The organism is Halorubrum tibetense (assembly GCF_055396225.1).
The window spans coordinates 266,774-287,161 of record NZ_AP043742.1 but is presented as its reverse complement, the minus strand read 5'-3'; the positions used below and the strand labels follow the sequence as shown (position 1 = coordinate 287,161).

General features: G+C 68.9%; 20 protein-coding genes. 5 read left to right on the top strand and 15 right to left on the bottom strand.

What is annotated here, in order from left to right:
- Window positions 1–9: 9 nt before the first annotated feature.
- The 3 genes from ACZ5TV_RS01375 to ACZ5TV_RS01365 are packed head-to-tail and all read right to left on the bottom strand — an operon-like array spanning window position 10 to window position 3,429.
- Window positions 10–1,113, bottom strand: a complete 1,104-nt coding sequence (locus tag ACZ5TV_RS01375; protein WP_379783310.1) for an ABC transporter permease — start codon at window positions 1,111–1,113, stop codon at window positions 10–12.
- Window positions 1,114–1,142: 29 nt separating this feature from the next.
- Window positions 1,143–1,964 carry an ABC transporter ATP-binding protein gene (locus ACZ5TV_RS01370; RefSeq protein WP_379783308.1) on the bottom strand — a complete coding sequence of 274 codons (822 nt, stop codon included), beginning with the start codon at window positions 1,962–1,964 and terminating at the stop codon, window positions 1,143–1,145.
- Complete coding sequence (locus tag ACZ5TV_RS01365; RefSeq protein ID WP_464384034.1) at window positions 1,957–3,429, bottom strand: COG1361 family protein; 1,473 nt, start codon at window positions 3,427–3,429, stop codon at window positions 1,957–1,959. The genes ACZ5TV_RS01370 and ACZ5TV_RS01365 overlap by 8 nt, the downstream gene beginning before the upstream one ends.
- A gap of 243 nt (window positions 3,430–3,672) precedes the next feature.
- Between ACZ5TV_RS01365 and ACZ5TV_RS01360 the strand changes: the two genes are divergently transcribed.
- Both ACZ5TV_RS01360 and ACZ5TV_RS01355 read left to right on the top strand, forming a co-directional pair.
- A complete protein-coding gene (locus ACZ5TV_RS01360) occupies window positions 3,673–4,488 on the top strand; it encodes an archaeal proteasome endopeptidase complex subunit alpha (RefSeq protein ID WP_379783587.1) in 816 nt (271 codons plus the stop codon).
- A 46-nt stretch (window positions 4,489–4,534) separates the two neighbouring features.
- Window positions 4,535–5,437, top strand: a complete 903-nt coding sequence (locus ACZ5TV_RS01355; RefSeq protein WP_464384033.1) for an MOSC domain-containing protein — start codon at window positions 4,535–4,537, stop codon at window positions 5,435–5,437.
- A 264-nt stretch (window positions 5,438–5,701) separates the two neighbouring features.
- Here ACZ5TV_RS01355 and ACZ5TV_RS01350 read toward each other — a convergent pair whose 3' ends face one another.
- The 3 genes from ACZ5TV_RS01350 to ACZ5TV_RS01340 form a co-directional block, all read right to left on the bottom strand.
- On the bottom strand, window positions 5,702–6,571 hold the full coding sequence (locus ACZ5TV_RS01350) for a hypothetical protein (RefSeq protein ID WP_379781699.1): 870 nt from the start codon (window positions 6,569–6,571) through the stop codon (window positions 5,702–5,704).
- Window positions 6,572–6,704: 133 nt separating this feature from the next.
- Window positions 6,705–6,881, bottom strand: a complete 177-nt coding sequence (locus ACZ5TV_RS01345; protein ID WP_379781701.1) for a hypothetical protein — start codon at window positions 6,879–6,881, stop codon at window positions 6,705–6,707.
- A 51-nt stretch (window positions 6,882–6,932) separates the two neighbouring features.
- On the bottom strand, window positions 6,933–7,802 hold the full coding sequence (locus ACZ5TV_RS01340; RefSeq protein WP_379781703.1) for a CheF family chemotaxis protein: 870 nt from the start codon (window positions 7,800–7,802) through the stop codon (window positions 6,933–6,935).
- A gap of 195 nt (window positions 7,803–7,997) precedes the next feature.
- Here ACZ5TV_RS01340 and fer point away from each other — a divergent pair, with 195 nt between their 5' ends.
- On the top strand, window positions 7,998–8,387 hold the full coding sequence (gene fer / locus ACZ5TV_RS01335) for a ferredoxin Fer (protein ID WP_379781705.1): 390 nt from the start codon (window positions 7,998–8,000) through the stop codon (window positions 8,385–8,387).
- 205 nt (window positions 8,388–8,592) lie between these two features.
- A complete protein-coding gene (locus tag ACZ5TV_RS01330; protein ID WP_379781707.1) occupies window positions 8,593–9,426 on the top strand; it encodes a geranylgeranylglycerol-phosphate geranylgeranyltransferase in 834 nt (277 codons plus the stop codon).
- A 103-nt stretch (window positions 9,427–9,529) separates the two neighbouring features.
- Here ACZ5TV_RS01330 and yciH read toward each other — a convergent pair whose 3' ends face one another.
- The 5 genes from yciH to ACZ5TV_RS01305 form a co-directional block, all read right to left on the bottom strand.
- Window positions 9,530–9,823, bottom strand: coding sequence for a stress response translation initiation inhibitor YciH (gene yciH / locus ACZ5TV_RS01325; protein ID WP_379781709.1), 294 nt, complete (start codon window positions 9,821–9,823; stop codon window positions 9,530–9,532).
- Window positions 9,824–9,907: 84 nt separating this feature from the next.
- The gene (locus ACZ5TV_RS01320) at window positions 9,908–12,244 is read right to left on the bottom strand and encodes a transglutaminase TgpA family protein (protein ID WP_464384032.1); all 2,337 of its coding nucleotides are present in this window, start codon (window positions 12,242–12,244) and stop codon (window positions 9,908–9,910) included.
- Entirely contained in the window at window positions 12,241–13,452 is a 1,212-nt protein-coding gene (locus ACZ5TV_RS01315; protein ID WP_464384031.1) for a DUF58 domain-containing protein, read from the bottom strand. Before ACZ5TV_RS01315 ends, ACZ5TV_RS01320 begins: the two co-directional genes overlap by 4 nt.
- Window positions 13,453–13,455: 3 nt before the next feature.
- Window positions 13,456–14,490, bottom strand: a complete 1,035-nt coding sequence (locus tag ACZ5TV_RS01310) for an AAA family ATPase (protein ID WP_379783320.1) — start codon at window positions 14,488–14,490, stop codon at window positions 13,456–13,458.
- Between the two features lie 219 nt (window positions 14,491–14,709).
- Window positions 14,710–16,026 carry a dihydroorotase gene (locus ACZ5TV_RS01305; protein ID WP_464384030.1) on the bottom strand — a complete coding sequence of 439 codons (1,317 nt, stop codon included), beginning with the start codon at window positions 16,024–16,026 and terminating at the stop codon, window positions 14,710–14,712.
- A 230-nt stretch (window positions 16,027–16,256) separates the two neighbouring features.
- Between ACZ5TV_RS01305 and ACZ5TV_RS01300 the strand changes: the two genes are divergently transcribed.
- On the top strand, window positions 16,257–16,466 hold the full coding sequence (locus ACZ5TV_RS01300) for a DUF1328 family protein (protein ID WP_379780797.1): 210 nt from the start codon (window positions 16,257–16,259) through the stop codon (window positions 16,464–16,466).
- Between the two features lie 41 nt (window positions 16,467–16,507).
- Here ACZ5TV_RS01300 and ACZ5TV_RS01295 read toward each other — a convergent pair whose 3' ends face one another.
- From ACZ5TV_RS01295 to ACZ5TV_RS01280, 4 genes are read right to left on the bottom strand one after another with little or no spacing between them, the layout of a single operon-like run.
- On the bottom strand, window positions 16,508–17,377 hold the full coding sequence (locus ACZ5TV_RS01295) for a phosphate ABC transporter ATP-binding protein (protein WP_379780800.1): 870 nt from the start codon (window positions 17,375–17,377) through the stop codon (window positions 16,508–16,510).
- Entirely contained in the window at window positions 17,374–18,234 is an 861-nt protein-coding gene (locus ACZ5TV_RS01290; protein ID WP_379780802.1) for a PstA family ABC transporter permease, read from the bottom strand. Before ACZ5TV_RS01290 ends, ACZ5TV_RS01295 begins: the two co-directional genes overlap by 4 nt.
- The gene (gene pstC, locus ACZ5TV_RS01285) at window positions 18,234–19,193 is read right to left on the bottom strand and encodes a phosphate ABC transporter permease subunit PstC (RefSeq protein ID WP_379780804.1); all 960 of its coding nucleotides are present in this window, start codon (window positions 19,191–19,193) and stop codon (window positions 18,234–18,236) included. Before pstC ends, ACZ5TV_RS01290 begins: the two co-directional genes overlap by 1 nt.
- A gap of 4 nt (window positions 19,194–19,197) precedes the next feature.
- Window positions 19,198–20,172, bottom strand: coding sequence for a PstS family phosphate ABC transporter substrate-binding protein (locus ACZ5TV_RS01280; protein WP_379780806.1), 975 nt, complete (start codon window positions 20,170–20,172; stop codon window positions 19,198–19,200).
- Window positions 20,173–20,388: the final 216 nt, after the last annotated feature.

Genomic DNA, 20,388 nt, shown 5'->3' with positions numbered 1-20,388 from the left:
TCGGCCCGATCAGCTCCGCAGCGCCTCCACGGGCCGTTCGTTGGCGGCCTTCCACGCGGGGTACGCACCGCTCACGACGCCGACACCGACGCCGAACCCGAGCGCCAACAGGAGGTAGTAACCGTTCGTCGGGTCGAGAACGAGCTCGGCGTCGACCGCCGGGGTCGAGACGACGAGCGCGGCGACGAGCAGGACCGTCAACGCCGCCCCGATGGCCGCCCCCGCCGCGCCGATGAGCCCGGCCTCCGCGAGCAACACGCGAAGGACGTCGTGGCGAGTGACGCCGACCGCGCGCATCACGCCGATCTCCTGGCGGCGCTCGACAGTGCTCATGAGCATCACGTTGAGGATCGAGACGCCGGCGACGACGAGCGAGATCCCGCCGAGCCCGAGCAGGAACGTGCCGAGGAGGTCGAAGAACTCGTCGATCTCGTCGACGATCGCGGCCAGCTCGAACACGTCGACGCGCTCCTCGCGGGCGTTGACGTCCTCGCGGATCGCGGCCGCCGCCTCGCGCGCCTCGCCGCCGGTCTCCGAGACGACGAGTACCTGGTCGTAGCCGGCGGCCGCGAACGCCGATTCGGGGAGGAACACCGCGTCGTCCGGAGCCACCGGGCTGAACGTCTGTGACTCCGCCAACACCGCGACCACGCGAGTCTGTGCGCCCGCGATCTCTACCCGATCGCCGACCCCGATGTCGAGGTCGGCCGCGAGCCCCGCACCGACGATCGCTCCCTGTCTGTGTCGCTCGGGGAGCCGTCCCTCGGCCGCCTCGAACGCCAGTCCCGGCTGTTCGACGCCGTAGACGGTGGCGAAGCGCTGTTCGGCCGGGCCGGCGACGACCGCCCCGTCGGTGTACAGCGGCACAACTGCGGGGTCGCCGACCGCCCGCCGGATCTCGGCGACGTCGACGTCGGAGAGTGACTCCACGCCCGCGTCCGCGTTCGGCGAGAGCACCACCTGGGTCCCGATGTCGCCGATCGCGTCGTCCGCGCCGAGCGCGAGCACGTTCCCGAAGATCCCGAGCACCGCGACCGCGAGCACGCCGATACACACCCCCAGGACGGCGAGCACCGTCCGAACCCGGTTTCGCTGGAGGTTCCGCGCCGCCATCGCGATCGCGGGTCGCCACGCGCCGGGGTTCACTCCGCGTCACCTCGTGGAGTCGCCGGCGGGTCGCCGAACAGTCCGGGCGCGTCGTCGCTGCTGTCGGTGTTATCGCGGGTGTCGCCGTCGCCGTCGTTCCCGTTGTCGGCGTCATTCTCGCCGCCGCCGTCGGCATCGTCGTCACCGCCGGGAATCCCCCCAACCACCACGCCATCGGTCAGTTCGACCACCCGGTCGGCGTACTCCTCGACGAGCGCGTCGTGGGTGACGGCGATCACGGCGACCCCCTCCGACCGGACCCGCTCGAACTCCGCGAGGATGGACTCCCCGGTGTCGGTGTCGAGGTTCCCGGTCGGCTCGTCCGCGAGCAGTACGTCGGGGTCGTTTATCAGCGATCGGGCGATCGCGACGCGCTGTTTCTGGCCGCCGGACAGCTCGTTCGGTTCGTGATCGAGTCGGTCGCCGAGCCCGAATCGGTCGAGCAGCGCCGCGGCCCGGTCGCTCGCGTCCCCGGGGTCGAACGCCGTCGGTAGCGCCACGTTCTCGACCGCCGTCAGCGTCGGCAGCAGGTGAAAGTCCTGAAAGACGAATCCGATCGACTCCTTTCGTGCGGTCGTCCGCTCCCCGACCGAGAGGTCGGTCACGTCCGTTCCCGAGAGGAGCCGACGGCCGTCGGTGGGGTCGTCGAGCAGCCCGAGCACGTTGAGCAGCGTCGACTTTCCGGAGCCGCTCGGCCCGACGACGGCGACGAACTCCCCCGGCTCGACCGCGAAGTCGACGTCGTCGAGCGCGATCACCGGCTCCGCACCCCCACCCGGGTAGCGCTTCGTCACCCCCTCCAGCGCGACGCTATACATGGCGGCGGCGGGCGACGAGGCCGGCGGCCGCGAGCCCGATCACGCCGACGACGCCAACGCCGAGCGCGACCGGCCCGGGGTTGCCGCCCGAGAGCGCCGCGAACCGGCCGTCGCTCCCGTCGTCCTCGGGCGGCGGCGGAAGATCGACGTGGACGGTCTCGACGTACCGAACCCCGCGGTCGGTGTACTCGATCCGGAGCGGGACCGTGTCCGCGACGGAAGCGTTGGCGGTCGCGCCGAGTTCGAACGGGACGAAGTCGCTCTCCCCGACGACGCCGACGAAGTACGCGCCGCCGTCCGGAGTGGCGGCGACCCCCTCCGCCTCGGCGACGCCGATGACGACTCCCTCGATCGCCCTGTCGCCGACGTTCGCGAGGTTGGCGTCGACGACGACCCGGTCGTCACCCTCGTGGGCGACGCTCGCGCCCGTTATCTCCGGGGTGGCCTCCCTCGATGGGTACACCAGGTCGGCCCCGACGGTCCCGGCGGCACCGTCGCCGTCCGGCGGGGTCGCCGCCGACCGGAACGCCGCGGTGACCGTCACGTTCGACCGGTGGTCGAGCGGGCCGAGGTCGATCACGACCCGTCGCTCCTCGCCCGGCGCGACATCCTCGACGACGAAGGGGCCGACGTCGACCGTCCGCCCGTCGACTGGTCCGTCACCACCGGCGTCGCTCGACCCGTCGCCGCTGGCGTCGCTCGACGCGCCGTCGGCCGGGGAGTCCTCGCCGATTGAAACGCCGGTCGCGGTCAGGCTCACCCGGTCGGCGGGGACGGTTCCGGTGTTCACGACCGTCACGGCGACGGGCGACGAGACGGCCTCGGAGACCGGCTCGTCGTCGCCGGTGTCCAACCCGCCGGCTCCACCCCCGCCGAGCAACCCCTCTATGCCGCCGATCCCGCCGACGTCGACGCCGGCGTCCCCCTCCCCGTCGCCGTCACGGAGGTCCTCGGGCGAGAGCGCGCTGACCCGGAGATCGACCGCGCTCTCTGCGGGTTCGACATCGACGATGATATCACGCTGCACGCGGACGATCGGCGGTTCGGGCTCCTCGTCGGCGTCATCGCCATCGTCGGCGTCGTCGGCAAGCGCGTCGTCGTCGATCGGCTCGGTCGCGACGACCTCGACGGTGAGCCGGTGTTCGCCCGGCTCGTCGAACGTCGCCCACAGCGTCGCGTCGAGGGTGTCGCCCGGCGAGACGGCTCCCGGGGCGACCGCGACGTCACGAGCCTCACCCTCGGCGTCGAGGAGGCGGAGCTCGGTCACGTTCGCCGGCTCCCCGCTCCCCGCGGAGCTCGCGACCGTGACGTTCACCGCAGTGCGTTCGCCGACGACCGGGTCGGCGGGGCCGACATCGATCGAGTCGACGGTGATCCGTGCGTCGGGGACCCCCACAGCGCCGCCGACTGCCGCGACCGCGGCGAGGCAGGCGAGCAGGAGGGCTGTCGTGCGAGTAGATGGCAAAGTCAATCGATCTACGGGTTCTGGTAGGATATATGCGTCGTAGGCGGTCGATTCGTGAGGCAGGCTGCCGTCCGTTCCTAGTGCAGGATACCGTCCGTTTGTCGGACGACGACGCCGTCGTCCGGAGTAGTCAGAGGCCACGCGGCCGGTCCGACACGTACCGGTTAAGGAGGGTTTTTCAACCGTCCCGCGTTATCTACCGGTAATGAGCGAACTCGCCACCGCGCGAGCGGGTGAGAAGCGATGATGGGCGGCAACGACCAGCAGGCGTACGACCGCGGGACCTCGCTGTTCTCGCCCGACGGTCGTATCTACCAGGTGGAGTACGCTCGCGAGGCAGTCTCGCGGGGCGCACCGAGCGTCGGCGTCCGGACGGCCGAAGGGGTCGTCTTCGTCGCGATGTCGCGCGCCAGCTCGACGCTGATGGAGGCAGAGAGCATCGAGAAGCTCCACAAGCTCGATGACCACCTCGGCACGGCGAGCGCGGGCCACGTCGCGGACGCCCGCCAGCTGATCGATCTCGCCCGCCGCCAGTCGCAGGGGAACCGTCTCCGATACGGCGAACCAGTCGGCGTCGAGACGCTGACGAAGTTCATCACCGACCACATCCAGGAGAACACCCAGCGTGGTGGGACGCGACCGTACGGCGCTGCCCTCCTCATCGGCGGCGTCGAGAACGGCGAGCCGCGGCTGTTCGCGGCCGACCCCTCCGGCACGCCCAACGAGTGGAAGGCGACCGTCATCGGCGGCGGCCGCAAGGCGATCCAGGGACATCTCGAGGAGTCGTGGACGGACGAGCTCTCCCTGACTGACGGGATCGAGCTCGGACTAGCCGCGTTGGCGGCACACGACGACGAGTTCGGCCCGAACGACGTCGCGGTCGCCACGATCACCGAAGCTGACGGCTACCGGACCGTGCCCGAGAGCGAGGTCGCGGAGTCGTTCGACGCCGCCGGCCTGAGCGCGGGCGACGACGAGTCGGACGCGGAAGACGACGACGCCACGACTGACTCGGACGACGAGTCGGACGCGGAAGACGACGACGCGGCTGACGAGTAGTCCGCCGGACGCACGCCTTTTTGCTCGGCGGTCGCGAATCGACCCCATGGTACGTCTCGGCGATCTGATCGCGTATCCGATGAAGTCGCTCGACGGCGTCGCCGTCGAGCGTGCCGAGCTGGGTCCGAGCGGGGCACTCCGCGGCGATCGCTCGTACGCGCTCGTGGAGGCTGGCGTGGACCCGGAAACCGCGTCCGTCGGCGGGAACGGCGGCTACGTCAACGGGAAGCGCGAACCGGCGATCCATCGGTTACGGGCGAGTTACGAGCTCGCGGGGGCGACGGACGCGACCCCGACCGCCGTGACGCTCGAACGGCCGGCGCGCGTCGTCGACGGGGATACCGTCCCCGCCGATGAGGAACGGTTCGCGCTCCCCGAGGACGCGGCCGAGCTCGAAGCGTGGATCGGCGAGTACCTCGGCTACGCGGTCGACCTCGTCGCCGACGACGCCGGCGGGTTCCCCGACGACCGCGCCGCTCCCGGTCCGACGGTCGTCTCGCGTGCGACGCTCCGAACGGTCGCCGGCTGGTTCGACGGGATCGCGGACGCGACGGAAGCCCGGCGTCGGCTCCGGCCGAACCTAGTGATCGCCGACGCGCCGGCGTTCTGGGAGGACCGGCTGTTCGCCGACCACGGCGAGGGGGTCCGGTTCACGGTCGGCGACGTCGACGTCGTCGGCGTCAACCCGTGTCAGCGCTGTGTCGTCCCCTCGCGGCATCCGGACACGGGCGAGACGCTCGACGGCTTCCGGGAGACGTTCGTCTCAAACCGGCGGGACACCATGCCCGAGTGGACCGGGAGCGACCGGTTCGACCACGACTTCCGGCTGATGGTCAACACCGTCGTCCCCGAGCGTTCGTGGGGGTCGACGGTCGGCGTCGGCGACGGGATCGGGATCGACGGGACGGTCGGGCTCGACGATGCTGGCGTCGAGGTGTCTGACGCGTAACACTCCTGTCGTGGTGTCGGGCGCGTAGCGCTCGCGTCGACGGATCGATCGACCCGTATCCGACACGGCACGTAGTATATACGGGGCTCACGGGGCGGCATGTCCGACTGGTTGTGACGACCGAACGACTGAACGACCGGACCGGGAATATCAGCGGATCGCGGACGGAGTATATAACTGGTCTTTCAGGACGAGTTATATGTTGGCCGCTCAGAGGCGTATATAAGTAGGCCAGTCAGAACAGTATATAACAGACGAGCCGACTCAGCGGCCGCCGTCGGTCAGCGCGACCCGCTCGTCGCTTTCGGCGTCGGCGTCGGTCGCCGCCGCGTCCGCCGGGTGTGTGGTTCCGTCCCCGAGCGGTGCGTCCTCGCCGGTGAAGTGCGTCCAGAGCGTGACCCCGGCGACCGCGTACGCGACGAGGTCGTAGTGGGCGTTCCCGCCGAACCCAGTGAACGCGGCGAGCGTGCTGTAACCGAACACCGCACAGACCGCCGCGACGAAGCCGAGTTCGGGCGTGAGTCGCCCCTCCGCGGCCGCACCGATCGCCTCGCGGATCTGCGGCCCGCAGGCGACGAGGAACGCCACGCCGGAGAGCGCCGCCAGGTTCACGAAGAAGTGTGTCGCCACCGACGATTCGAGGATCGACTGGAGGTACGCCACCGTCACCGGGTCGTAGAAGAGCCACTCGACGCGCGTCGGGTAGAGGACGCCGATGTACGGCGTCGCGACCATCAGTCCGAACAGCACCGCGACGGCGACGCGGGCAGACGCGAACTGCGATGCGCGCCGGCTGGCGAACGCCGAGTCGCCCGGGGCGACGACGAGTCCGTACGACTCCAGCGACTCCCGGAGCGTCTCGCGGGAGACCGACGGGTCGTGGTGGACGCCGACCGTCCCGTTGCGCTGTGTCGCCGAGGCGGCGCTGACGCCGTCGTGGTCGGCCAACACCGATTCGAGCAGCGACTCCTCGCGTTTCGTCTCCAATCCGTCCACCTCGAAGGTGTCGTTGACGTGCGACTCCGGCACGCGCGCCACTCGCGGGCCGGCGTCGGGATCCGGGTCGTCGATACCCCGCCGGTCGACCGCGGTCTCAAGCGCCCGTCGAGCGCCGCGGTAGTCGTCGCCTCGCATGAAGGATACCTACGGTTCCACGAGCATGAAGCTTCGCCCGATCGGGTCGTCGAAGCCGGGCGAACGACGGAGCGCCCAAGCTGGGCGAACATGGGGCGTCGAAGCTAGCGCTTCCCGAGGCAGGGTCCCCGCCTCACTTCGCGTAGTAGCTGGTGAAGAACCCGGAGAGGAACGCCGTGATACCGACGGCGGCCAGCAGCTCCGATCGGTCCCAGGCGTCGCGGCCGGTGTCGGAGAAGACCGCGGTGACGACGAGGCTGATCACGACCGAGATGACACCGTTTGCGACGTGCGTGGTGAGTCCACTCATATGACGAGGTACGGACGCGGCCGGCATATCGTTTCGGGGATCTCCGATCGCTCAGGCGTTGACCGATTCGAGATAGCGGGTGACGACCATCTTGCCCTTGCGCGTCAGCGCGGCACCCGTGTCGCCGTCGACGACGAGCCCCGACTCCCGGAGCGAATCGAGTATCATCGACGTTCGGGTCGCGTCGCCGGTGACGACATCGGCGACGCTGGCCTCGCCGCCGGCGGAGTAGATGGAGACGAGCACCTCCAGCTCGTCCTCCGTCGGATCGAGCGTCTCGACCTCCTCGCGGACCTCGGCGTACTCCAGCCTGATGTACCGCCCGAGCACGTTCAACGCCCGGGCGTCGGGGACCGTCACGATCGAGGTGACGGTTCGCGTGTCAGGCACGTGTCTGAAGACGAGCGCCGGGTGTCGTGACCCGCCGATCGTCCGTTCGGTCCGCTCGTAATCGATGACCGTCGTGAGATCGACGGCGAACGGCTCGGGACACCCGACGAACTCGATCCGTTCGGGCGACGGCGAGAGACGCGCCTTGTGGTCCGACGCGCCCGTCACGCGACCGCCCACCTTCGCCGGGTGGCGAACCGTCACCGTCACGTCGCGCAACAGCGCCTTGAACAACACTCGGGTGAACCGCTCCATGTCGTCAGGCTCGCCCTCGACGAGCGCCGTCCGCCGCGTCCCGTCCCCGTCGTAGGCAACGGTCACGCTGTCGCTGAAAAACGAACGTAGGTCGCCGGGGACGGTTCCGACGACGACGTCGAAGACGCGCGCGAGCGGGACCGTCGTCCGCGACTGGCCGGTCGCCAACACGAGTCGCCGCTGGCTCAACAGCACGCGACCGCGAACCGGTTCGTCGGCGTCGACGTCGGGGGTGTACAGCCGGCCGACGAAATCGGCCACCACGGACTCCTCCATCGGAGGACGATACGGCGAGTCTGACCTTTAGGGTTCCGTGCGACCTATCAGCCGTGATAACGGTTCCATCGCGACGAACGGACCGCGAAAACGGGTATCGAGACGGTTCTCGCGGGGCGATGGATTCATATACTCTTCGCGTGGCGAGCGGGTGAACAGCAAAGCCTAATGAGGAGGGGGTCGAACCGTCACGTGATGCCCACTGTAGAATACCTTAACTACGAAGTGCTCGACGACCACGGCTGGTCGATGGACGACGATAACCTCTTCGAGGAGGCGGCAGACGCCGACCTCGGCGAAGAGGACTACGGTAGTCTCGAAGTCAACCAGGGCGAGTACATCCTCGAAGCGGCCGAGGCACAGGGCTACGACTGGCCCTTCTCGTGTCGCGCCGGTGCGTGTGCGAACTGTGCGTCCATCGTCAAGGAGGGCGAGATCGAGATGGACATGCAGCAGATCCTCTCGGACGAGGAAGTCGAGGAAAAGAACGTCCGCCTGACCTGTATCGGCAGCCCGGCTGCCGACGAGGTCAAGATCGTCTACAACGCGAAGCACCTCGACTACCTCCAGAACCGCGTCATCTGAAGCGCCGAGTCCCCGATTCGGGACGCGTCGTCGACGCGGTCGATTCCCAGATTTTCGCCGCTCCGCTCCGTGTCGGAGTGGCAACGCCGTGAGTCCGGGGAGCGCGCCGTCCGTGAGGGCCGCTCCGGGCGGAGCGCGGCCGATCTGACACCAGCCGACGGATCCCGCGCCGTTTATGTCTCGGGCGGGAGAGTCGGTCGATCACGTGCGAGACACGCTACGTGGAGGACTGGAGCTCACCCGACCGGCCAACTGTATCGCTGCCGGCGTGCTCACGGCGATCGGCGCGTTCGTGGCCGGGATCGGGGACGCCGGTGATGCGACGACTATCGCCGTCGTGACGACCGTGTTAGCTGTCGCCGCCGGCAACGCGATCAACGACTACTTCGACCGCGAGATCGACGCGATCAATCGGCCTGATCGGGCGATCCCGCGCGGGGCGGTGTCACCACGCGGGGCGCTCGCGTTCTCCGCGGTCCTCTTCGCGGCCGCGGTGGTGCTCGCCGTCCAGCTCCCGCCCACCGCCATCGCTATCGCCGCCATCAACCTCGTCGCGCTCGTCACCTACACGACCGTGTTCAAGGGGACGCCCGGGCTCGGCAACGCGCTCGTCGCCTACCTCGTCGGGTCGACGTTCCTGTTCGGTGGCGCGGCCGTCGGCGACCTCAGGACGCCGGTCGTACTGGCCGCTCTCGCCGGGGTGTCGACGTTCACCCGCGAAGTGATAAAGGACGTCGAGGATATGGCCGGCGACCGCGAGGAGGGACTCCGGACGCTCCCGATCGCGATCGGTGAGCGCGAGGCGCTGTGGCTCGCCACCGGCGTGCTCGCCGTCGCCGTCGCGGCCAGTCCGATCCCATACCTCCTCGGGACGTTCGGCATCGCGTACCTCCTCGTCGTCGTCGTCGCCGACGCGGTGATGGCGTACGCCTGTTACGAGTCGTTCTCGGACCCGACGGCGGCACAACGCCGCTTCAAGTACGGGACGTTCCTCGCGGCGGCGGCGTTCGTCGTCGGGCGCGTCGCGGTGTCGATCTGACGGACCGACGGGTGCCGGGACGTGGTGGGTCCGGACGGACCTGATGCTCGACGGTGAACTTCGGTGGAGAGAACGCTGCTCGACGGCGGCGGTCAGGTGACGGTCACGCGACGTTGAATCCCTTGTCGCGGAGGAAATCCTCCACGCGACCCGAGTGGTTCCCCTGTAGCTCGATGGCGCCGTCCTCGACGGTTCCGCCACAGGCGAACTTCGATTTCAGGTCCGAGGACAGCGAATCCATGTCCACGTCCTTCGGGTCGAACCCTTCGATGACCGTTACCTCCTTTCCGTACCTGCGCTCGTCGATGCGGATGCTGATCTGCTGGGACTCCTTCGCGACGTCTTCACAGACGCAGAGTTCCTGGGGCAGTCCGCACGTCGAGCAGACTTCCGACATTACAGTTCGGAGATACAGTATGCCCGTATTAAATAGTGTCGGGAGGTGACGGCCGTGACACACGGTCCGGCGGCTCGGATCCGGTCACAGTCGTTCGAATAGACGGCCGACGAGCGGCGTCGACTCCAACGCCAGCTGCCGGACGGTCCGTTGCGCCTCGTCAGCCGACTCGCGGGGGATCGACCCCGCGTACATCGCGCGTTCGTACGTCTCGCCGACCGCGTGGACGCGTTCGTCGACTCCCCGATCGCGAAGCGCGTCGAGGTACGCACGCGGCGTTTCACCGGGTCGTCGCTCACGGTACGTCCGGGAGAGCAGGCGCTCGAGGTCGGCGAACGCGCGCTCGGCGTCCCGCTCCGGTGTCCCGCCACGAGCCGGCAACCGGAGTCGAGCGGCGTGATACGCCCGCCCGGTCAGGCCGACGTGGCGTGCGCCGGCCGCCGCGACGACGACGACGAACAGCCAGTAGCCGAGCACGTCCCGTGAAGGGAGCGAGAATCCCTCGTCGGCGTCGGCGGTCCCCCCGGTCGCCGCACCGGGCGTCAACACGTCTTGGTCGGGACCGAGAGTGCCGGGGTCCGACGCTTGGACGTCCCGTATCTCGGACGTCGCGTTCGTTTCGTTGGCCGTCGCGTTCGTCTCGTTCCGCTCGTCTTCCACGTCGTCCCGCGCGTCGTCGGGGTCGGTCTCGGGCTGCCCGTCGGTCGCCGTCGCGGGGTCGGACGCGTCCGTGTCGACGTCTCCCTCGCCCGCGCTACGGGCGTCCGCGAGCCGAGTCTCGCGCGCCTGGTCGCGCTCCGCGCTCGGCGTCGGGTCGAACTCGACCCAGCCGTGGTCGGGGAAGTACACCTTCACCCACGCGTGCGCGTCCTGGCCCCTGACGACGTACTCGTTCTCGCCCACCTGCTCGCCGCTGGAGTATCCGGTAGCGAACTGGGCCGGAATGCCCTGTGAGCGCAACATCGCGACCATCGTGGTCGCGAAGTACGTGCAGTAGCCGGCATCCATCTCGAACAGGAACCCGTCGGCGATGTCGCCATCCGGGCGCTCGACGGCCAGCGAGTAGTCGTACTCGGCGATCAGGTAGCGCTCTATCGCGACCGCGGCGTCGTACGGGTTGTCGGCGTCCGCCTCGTCGATGATCGCCGCGGTTCGCTCGCCGACCCGGTCCGGCGTGCTCCCCGGGAGCTGGGTGTAGCGGTCCTCGATCTCAGGGTCGTACGCCGTGCTGGCGTTCCGGAGCTCGGCGGGTGACGCGTCGAGCACCTGGCTCTCGACGCCGACGCGGTCCCCCGGGAGCAGCGCGGCCGACGGCCGTATCGTGCCGCGCTCGTCCACCTGCGCGCTCCCCGCGGCCGCCCCCTCGACGTCGACGGCCTGCCACGGCACTGGGAATGCCTTCATGTCGGTTTCGGTGGTGAACGCCGACTCCACGTCGGTCGTCTCGCCCGGTGGCCCCTCAAGCGGCCCGTCGAGCGACGACGACTCCCCCGATCTGACCCAGCCGTCGCCGGTGTACGTGTCGTACGAGCCGGTGTGCCAGTTCCGTTCGACCTCGCTTTGCATCGTGAACCGGACCTCGGGGGAGAGGCGAGTGGTGCCGACGATCTCGAGCTCGTCGTCGTCGACGAGCGTCGACTCGATCGCGGGCGCACCGCGCTCGACGGCCCACGGCTGTGCGGCACCCGCCGGCAGCACCGTGACCGTCGCGCTGGCGAGGATCATCAGCGCCATCACCGCGCCGAGGGTGTTTCCGTGGCTCCCGAAGCCGGCCGGGATCGACAGCGTCGCGAACCCGACCGCCGCCGCGACGCCGACGACGCCAGCGAGCGTGACGAACTCGCCAGCGTCGCCCGTAAGCACGAAAAAGGACAGCGTGAGTCCCGCGACGGTCGCCGCACCGACATGACGGCCGCGGCCAGCGAGGTAGGCGACGAGGAACGTCGGAACGGGCGCGAGAGAGAGCGCCCAGACATCGGCGAGCGCGAGCCGAAGCACCGACAGGCCGGTAAGCAGCGACACCACGTCGAAGAACACGTTCCGGACCGACAGCAGTGCCCGTTGACTCTCGGGGATGGTGAAGTAGTAGAGCAGCAGCGCGCCCGCGAACAGCACGACCGTCAACCGGATCGCGGTCCGTTCATCGATGACCCGTGCGAGCGCCGCCCCGGTGACGGCGGCGACGGCGACGACGGTTAGGGTCCGGGCCGTCCCGCCGACGACGTCCGTGATCGAGACGAACACGGCGAGATACGAGAGGGTCGCGAGCGCGACCCCGAGGACCGCCGGCTGTGAGAACCCTCTCGGGATCGCGCCGAACGGACCGACGCCGCGACCCGGGCCGTCCGATACGTCGTCAGTGTCCGTCGGCGTATCCTCGTCCCCCTGCCGCATCCGCTCGAGGAGCGGTTGGTCGCTCATCGTGACTCACCTCCGCCCCCGTCGTCGTCCGTGACGGACGCCGGAGCGTCGGCGTCGGGCGGGGCACTCCCGGCAACGAGCCTCTCGGACTCGGAGCGTTCGGTGTCGACGGATCCGGGGCGTTCAGTGTCAACGGATTCGGAGCGCTTAGTGTCGACGGACGACGAAGGGCTGTCGTCACCACCCGTCGTCGCCGTTCGTCCCGCGTTCGACTTGAGGTCGTCGAAACCGACCGTAACGCCGTCGACGCTGATCTCGGCGTCGACCGTGTCGGCCTCGATCCGGACGTCCGCGCTCTCCGGACCGGAGACGGTACCGGTGCCCGTCCGCGCCGCGAGTTCGAGCACCACACGTCGACCGCGCGGTCCGGGTCGGACGTCCACCTCGCCGGCCGGAAGCGACAGTTCGACCGGGATCCCGTCGTCGAGGAGCGCCAGCGACACGCTCGCGCTGGCGCTCGCGAGGACGTCGGCCGCCGCGCTCGCCCGCGCCTTTCCGGTCCCGCCCGCGACCGACACGCGTCGGTGCTCCGTCTCCGCCGCGAACTCCTTGACGACGAGGTCGTCGTGTTTGGCCGTCGCCGGCCAGTGGATGTCACGGAGCGCGTCGCCCCGCGCGTACTCGCGGAGCCGGTCGAACTCCTCGCGCTGACGGCTTTCGCCGAGGGCCTCGTCGGCGTACAACCCCCGTCTGAACCACGCCGGAACCGAGTGACACTCCGGGTACACGGTGACCCGGTCCCGGTCGTCGACGACCAGCCGTTTCTCGAACAGGCCGAGCACGTCGGTCGCGGTCACGTCGACGGGACCGAACCCCTGGCCGCCGCGGTCAGTGTAGTGGACCCGATACGTCGCCGCCCCGTCCCCGACCGCGGTCCGAACCGGCTCGTCCGGGCTGATCAATCCGTCATCGAGCCGGTCCGTCACGCGAGCGACGAACGAGTGCTCGACCGGGAGGCCGGGACTGTCGCCGTGGAACTCGAGGCGAACGTCGTGGCTCTCGCCGACGAACCCGTCAGCGAGTCCGGACCGACGGACGCCCGGCGGCTTGATTCGGTCGACCTGGACGTACGCGGCCACGAGGGCGACGATCCCCGGTATCACCACCGCGTTGAGCGACCGGCCGCCGACGACGAACGCCATCACGGTCCCGACGAGACAGACGCCGGCGACGATCCGACCTCGTCGAGTGAGCGCGGTTATCGCCATGGATTACTCTACGGGGACCCGTTCGAGCGCGCCCGAGACGACGTCCTCGCCGGTCCGTGCCCCAGAGTCGGTTCGGATACGGTGCGGGAGTACCGTCGGGGCCTCGGCTTGCACGTCGTCGGGGATCACGTAGTCGCGGTCGTCGAGGACGGCTCTGACCTGTGCGGTCCGCAACAGCGCGAGGCTCCCGCGGGGGCTCACGCCGAGCGCCGCCTCCCGACGGGTGTGTTCGGCGAGCCGGGCGACGTACGTGCGGACGGGCTCGGTTACCTCGACGGCCGAGACGGTCCGTCTCGCGCGCCGGACCTCCCCGACGGTCGCCACCGGCTCCACCGCGTCGACCGGGTGGTCGCCGACCGTTCGGTCGAGGATCGTCGCCTCCTCCTCGACCCCGGGGTAGCCGAGCCGTATCTTCTTCGTGAACCGGTCGACCTCCGCGACGGGGAGCTCGTACGTCCGCCCCGGCTCCACGTCGTTCTGCGTCGCGATGACACAGAACGGGTCCGGGAGCTCGCGAGTGACGCCGTCGGTCGTCACCTGCCGCTCCTCCATCGCCTCCAAGAGGGCGGACTGTGTCTTGGGCGGGGCGCGGTTGATTTCGTCGCCGAGGACGACGTTCGCGAACACCGGTCCCGGCCGGAAGTCGAACTCGTCGGTCTTCTGGTTGAACACGTTGACCCCGGTGACATCGGAGGGCAGAAGGTCGGGCGTGAACTGAACACGCTTGAACGAGGCGTCGACGGAGCGAGAGACGGCCTTCGCGAGTGTGGTCTTCCCGACGCCCGGCACGTCCTCGACCAGGAGGTGCCCCCTCGCGAGTAGCGTAACGAGGACGTGCTCGACGGCGTCGTGTTTGCCGACGATCACCTCCTCGACGTTGTCGACGACCCGGTCGACGAGGGCGCTCGCCGCGTCCGGCTCCATGGGTGAGAGCTCCGTCCGGTCGGCGCGACTATGGGAGTCCTTCTTTCCGGCCCGCCTCGTGTCTCCCGTTTCAGCGGGTTGGGGGGCTTCGGCCGCGTCTCTCGCGTCCGTCATCGTCGCACCTGGCCTCCCGTCGGAACGGCACGATCCGGCGTCCGCTTCATTCGAGTCATGTGAACACGGCGCATGAGAGGTGTGATATCGCGAGTTACGGACAGCAGCGGCATAGGCGTTCCGCCGCATCGAGGGGCCTCACTCGGCCGCTCGGTTCACTACATCTGCCTGCTCGGTCCGGACGTTTCGGTGGCTACCGACTCCGGTCGTCGTGACCAGTCACCGCGTCCGAACGTTTCGGCCGGCCGACTCCCCGAACGATGCGGCACCCGTGACGGGGTCGCGCTCGTACACCGGCTCGCCGCGAACGAGCGTCAGCTCGGGGAATACGCCCTGAAGTCCCTCGAACGGAGTCCACTCGGCCTTCGAGTGGAGCGCGGCCGCCTCGATCTCGCGCGGGTTCGTGAGATCGACGAGCACGAGGTCGGCGTCGGCACCCGCCTCGATCCGTCCCTTGTTGTCGAGTCCGAAGAGCGACGCGGGGGTGGCGGCGACCACGTCGCGGACCCGCTCGAGCGACAGCTCGCCCGACCGGACCGACTCCAAGAGCAGCGGGTACAGCGTCTCGACGCCGGGGACGCCGCTCGGCGCGTCGGTCAACCCCTGGCGCTTCTCGGCGACGGTGTGTGGCGCGTGGTCGGTGGCGACGACGTCGACGTCGCCGTCGCGGAGCCGCTCGAACACCGCCGCGCGGCGCGACTCCGAGCGCAGCGGAGGGTTCATGCGGCCGAACGTCCCGAGCCGATCGGTGTCGGCACGCGACAGGAAGAGGTGGTGGGGCGTCACCTCACAGGTCGCGTCCGTCCCCGCGACCGCGTCGATCCCCTCCGGTGTCGAGGTGTGTGCGATGTGAACGCGCGCGTCGCTCTCGGCACCCGCCGCGACCGCGCGTTCGACGGCGGCCGCCTCGGCCGCCGCGGTCCGATACGCCGACCAGGCGTCGGCGGCCGCCGCGGTGCCGACCCCGCCGAGGTCGCCGGAGAGGACCGACTCGTCGAACAGCGTCGCGTCCTCCGCGTGGACGGTCACGGGGACGTCGCGGGCGGCGGCTTCGGCGAGCGCTTCAGAGAACAGATCGAGGTCGATCCCCATCTCGCCGGTCGAGTCCGCGAGGAACACCTCTCCGAGCGCGAACAGCGGCCGGTCGAACAGCGTGTCCGGGTCCCAGTCGGCGACGACCCCGCCGTTGATCCCGTAGTCGACGAGCGAGGCGTCCGCGGCGAGCGCCGCCTTCCGGTCGAACGCGTCGCCGTCGACGGTCGGTGGCGAGGTGTTCGGCTGGTCGACGACGGTCGTGACGCCGCCGGCGGCCGCGCTCTTCGACCCGGTCTCCCACGTCTCCTTGTGGCTCCCGCCCGGCTCCCGGAAGTGGACGTGGATGTCGATGGCTCCGGGGAGCAGGTGCCGACCGCGTCCGTCGACGACGCGCTCGCCGGCGACCGGGTCGAGTCCCTCCTCGACCGCGTCGATGACTCCGTCCCGGACCCGCACGTCGCGGACCCGACCGTCGGCGAGCGCCGCGCCTGTGATGAGCATGCCTACGCGCTCGCGTCGCGTCGGTTAAACCGTGGTGGTCCCACCCGACCGCGACGCGTGCTGGTCCCGCCCGACCGCGACGGCGATCCGATCGACCACCATTTGATACGGCCGCGCTGCCCGGCGGTAACTGAGAGTGGGTTGCGCGTTCCCCCACGTCCGACAGGGAAACGCTCACAACCGGTCGATAACGGTCTCCTAACTAAGCGGATGGAAACGGAGGGCCGAGTATGGGTCTCTCCCAGGTGGTTCACGACGGAACGCTGCTCGCACCCCTTCAGTTCGGCGGAAACCTGATCGAACTGGCGATCCTCTTTCTCGTCTTCGCGATCGTCGCGGCGGTCGCCGGTGCCAGGGGGGTCGCCGGGATGAGTATGCGGATCGCGAAATGGCTCGTCATAATCTTCATCGTGCTTGCCATCGTCGCGTTCGTTCTCTGAGGCGAACCGGCCGACGCCCCGTCCGTCATGGCGTTTCAGCGTTACTCCGCCGTGGGGGGATCCGAGGCACCCTCGTCCCTCTCGGTATCGCTCGGCTTCGTTTCGGCTTCCGACGCCGACCCGGCCGGTCCGAGCGTATCCGGCGTTCCGGGTCCGCTGATGAACCGTTTCGTCCGTTCGTGTTCGGGGTTCTCGAAGAACGATCGTACGTCGTTCGCCTCGACGACCTCCCCCAAGTACAAGAAGACGACCTCGTCGGCGAGCCGACGAGCTTGGTCCATGCTGTGTGTCACCATGACTATCGTGTACTCCTCGGCGAGTCCGGCGAGCGTCTCCTCGACGTTTTCGGCCGACACCGGGTCGAGCGCCGACGTGACCTCGTCACAGAGTAGCACGTCGGGCTCGACCGCGAGCGACCGCGCGAGACAGAGCCGCTGGATCTGCCCGGTCGAGAGCCCCGCTGCCGGCGCGTCCAGCCGGTCGGCGACCTCGTCCCAGAGGTCGACCTGCCGGAGATACCGCTCGACGCGGTCGTCGAGGTCATCTTTCGAGTCGTGGAGGTCGTGGATCCGGAGCCCGTACGCGACGTTCTCGTAGATCGACAGCGGCAGCGGGGTCGGGTCCTGGGGGACGTAGCCGATCCGCCGCCGGAGCTCGGGCGCTGGCACGTCGGTGTCGTAGACGGGTTCGCCGCGCAGATACACCTCTCCGGTGACCTCCACGTTCGGCTGGATGTCGTGGAGCCGGTCGAGGGCCTTGAGGTACGTCGATTTCCCGCAGCCCGACGGCCCGATGATCGCTGTCAGTCGGTTCTCCGGGAACGATAGGTCGACGCCTTTCACGGCTTCGACCCGACGGTCTCCGGTGTACGTTACGGCCAGGTTCCGTGTTTCGAGGACGGTGTCGGTCATGAGTGTCTCCCACCCGGAGCGAACCGGGCGTAGCGTCCGGCGAGCAGTTTCGAGGCGAGGATCAGTCCCAACACGACGACGATGAGGACGAACGACGCGGCGTACGCGTGCGATCGGACCTCGGCGTTGAACGACGTCGCTTGGTCGAATATCAACACGGGTAGCGTCGTCGCCGGCTCGAAGAGGCCTCGGGGCATCCGGGTGCTTCGACCGGCCGTGAAGAGGACGGTCGCGGCGTCCCCGACCCCACGGGCGAACCCCATGATCACCCCGGCGACGATGCCAGGAAGCGCGGCGCGAGCGGTCATTATCGCGCTCTCGAAGCGGGTCGCCCCGAGCCCGTACGTCGCCTCCCGTACCGTGTCGGGCGCGGACCGCAACGCCTCGTCCGTGTATCGGGTCATGATCGGGTACTGGAACACCGCGATGGCGACGATACCGAAAAAGAGGCTGGTCCGCGCGCCGACGGCGATGACGACGGTCAGCACGAACACGCCGTAGACGATCGGCGGGGTCGCCCACAGCACGTTTAAGAAGGTGTTCACCGCGTCGGAGAAGCGCTCGCTGGAATAGTCGCTCTGGAGGTACGCCGCGGTCGACACGGCGAGCACCATCGCGACGACCGTCGCGGGGCCGACGATGAGCACGCTCCCCAGCATCGCGTGGAGGAACCCGCCGTTCGCTTCCAGCATGTAGCGTGACCCGGGCGGGGTGACCGCGATGGTCGGGTCGGTGAGGAGCACGCGGCCACCGCGTGCGAGCGTCACCCCGATCACGATCGCCATCACGGCGAGGACGACCGCGGTCGCCGCCCGGACCGCGAACCCGAACGCGCGCTGTTTCGCGTATCGGTCCATCAGTACTGCCACCTCCGTTTCAGCCGACGGCGAACGAGCATCGCGCTGAAGTTGAACAGCCAGACGACGATAACGAGCAGCAGTCCGACGAAGATCAACGCCGACTGCGTGAGCGGTAGCGACATGAGTTCGCCGAAATCGTTGACGATCAGCGTCGGGAGCGTCTGTCCCGTCGAGAAGACGGAATCGGGCAGCTGTGTCTGTCCGCCGATCAGCATCGCGGGAACGATCGTCGCGCCGAACACGCGGCCGAAGCCCAGCAGAACCGCGGAGAAGATCCCCGGTCCCGCCGCCCGCAACAACACCGATCGGATCGTCTCCAGCCGGGTCGCGCCGACACCCAGCGACGACTCACGGAGCTCGTCCGGGAGCGCCTCCAGCGACTCGACAGAGAGGGAGATCATGAACGGCGTGACGACGATCGCCATCACGAGACTGACGGTCAGGATCCCGAGCCCCGTCGCGTCGGCCCCGACTGCCGGCGCGAGGTAGTTCCCGACGAACGGCACGACGACGACGAGCGCGACCAGTCCGAAGATGACGCTCGGGATCGCGGCGAGAACGTCGATAAACGTCGATACGAGCGTCTTCGTTCGACCGGTCGCGTATTCCGCGATGTACACCGCCACGAGGATCGCCAGCGGTGCACCCATCGCCATCGACAGCGCGGTGACGTACAGGGTGCCGACGATCGCGGGGAGGAAGCCGAACTCGTGCGACGCCGGGTCCCAGTTCGACGACAACAGCAGCTCAGAGAGGGGGTACTCCGCCAGGATCGGGAGCGACTGGTACGTGAGTACCGCGACGATGACGACGAAGAGCCCGACAGCGAAGTACCCCGCACCCCCGAGCAAGTAGCTGCTCACCCGCTCGGTGCGAAGCCGGCGGCGGAGACCCGGAGACAGCTCGCCGGCGGACGGATCGTCGTGCCGGTTCCCCCCGAGTGAGTCCTCGCTCATCCCGCTAGGAACCTCCCGGAAGCGCGTCGAGCGCCTCGTCGAGCCGGTCCTGTTCGAGCGGGACGTACCCGTTCTCGCGGACGTACTGTTGGCCCTCGGTGAGAACCCACTCGACGAACGACGCGGCTTCGCCCTCGAAGCCGTCGTCGGCCGCGAGGAACATCTCGCGGGCCGGCGGGGCCGGATAGTCGCCGGCCTCGACGGCCGAGAGGAACTCGTCACGGGTCTCGTAGAAGTCCTCGGCGGGGTCGAGTCCCGTGCCGTCCCGGTCGAGCGGGACGGGGGTGATATCCCCTTCCAGCTCCCCGCTGGAGAGGTCGTACACGTAGTTGATGTTGTTCAGGGAGATGGCGTTCGGCTCGCTGGCGATCGCCTCCGCGACCGGCTGGTCACCGTTGTAGTTCGCGTCGGCGACGCTCTGGAGGTCGTTTTGTGTGTACGCATCGGCCTCGCCGGCGAGGAAGTCGCCCCACTGTTTGTACGCCGCGGAGGCGTCCGAGCGCCCGTACACGACGATCTCCTCGTCGACATCGGCGTCGACGAGCTCACCCCAGTTGGTGGTCTCCCGCAGGAACACCGACTCGAGCTGCTCGCGTGTCAGTCCGTCCGACTGTAGCTCGTCGAGGACCGGGTTCTCGACGTTGACCGTTCCGACGACCGTGTCGATCAGCATCGGCACCGCGAACAGCCCCTGCTCTTCCTCTTCGGACTCCGGCTCTCGGCCCATCATCGCGATGTCGACCTGATCGTTGAGGACGTCCGAAACCCCGACACCGGTCCCGCCGCCGGAGACGTCGAACCTCGCGTCCGTCTGTTCCTCGTAGAGATCGACCCACACCTCGACCATCGGGAGGGGACCGACGCCACCGGAGACCCTGACCGTTTCCTCGCCGTCACCGCCCAAACAACCCGCCACGGACGCTACTGCAGCACTTCCGAGAATACCCAACGCCGCTCGCCGAGACTGTGTTCGGTTCATTCAGTCCGGGCTACGGAACCAGCACGAGTTTATTCCACGGCCTCTTCAAATTTCGTTGGGAGTTCCTGAGAACGGCAATTGTTGCAGATACCGCGTTCGTCCAGACGCCAGCGGAGCAGCACACGTGCGGACAGCCATACCAGGCGGGAACGACGATCTCGGCCAGCGGACGGCCAGACAGACGTCACCACGGTCGGTACTCGTGTGTCACCCGAT